This window comes from Acinetobacter courvalinii, from assembly GCF_014635545.1.
Lineage (GTDB): Bacteria > Pseudomonadota > Gammaproteobacteria > Pseudomonadales > Moraxellaceae > Acinetobacter > Acinetobacter courvalinii.
Genome location: NZ_BMDA01000018.1, coordinates 1 through 679 on the forward strand (window position 1 = coordinate 1; position 679 = coordinate 679).

General features: G+C 53.6%; 1 protein-coding gene. It reads left to right on the forward strand.

The window, feature by feature from the left end; genetic code table 11:
• Nucleotides 1-679, forward strand: a 679-nt coding sequence (locus IEV39_RS18360) for an Ig-like domain-containing protein (RefSeq protein ID WP_188382625.1), incomplete at both ends; no start/stop codon positions are given.

Here is a 679-nt window from a genome sequence, read left to right on the forward strand (position 1 = left end):
GCTTATCAATGGCGTGACTTACACTGCAACGGTAGATGCGGCAACAGGTAACTGGACAGCCGATGTCGCAGGTAGCGACCTGTTGGCCGATGGCGACAAGACCATCGATGCCACAGCGACCTTCACCGATGCAGCAGGTAACAGCAGCAGCGTGACGGATACCCAAGTCTATAACGTGGATGTGACTGCACCGAATGCCCCAGAGATTGATCCGGTCAATGGTACCGATCCAATCACCGGTACGGCAGAACCAGGTTCAACCGTGACTGTGACCTTCCCGGATGGCAGCACAGTTGATGTAGTGACTGATCCTGTAACAGGCGAATGGACTGTACCAAACCCAGGCGGTCTGGTGGATGGTGATACCATCACTGCAATTGCCACTGACCCTGCAGGTAACCCGTCTGTACCAGGTACAGAGACTGTAGACATCACCCCACCAAATCCAGCGGGTGCAACCCTTGCGATTGATGCGGTGACTGCAGACAACGTGTTGAATGCAGCTGAATCAACCACAACCATCACTGTAACAGGTACCTTGACTGGTATCCCAGCAGATGCAGCAACGACAGTGGTGACACTCGTCATCAATGGCGTGACTTACACTGCAACGGTAGATGAGGCAGCGGGTACATGGACAGCTGATGTCGCAGGTAGTGACTTACTTGCAGATTCGGAT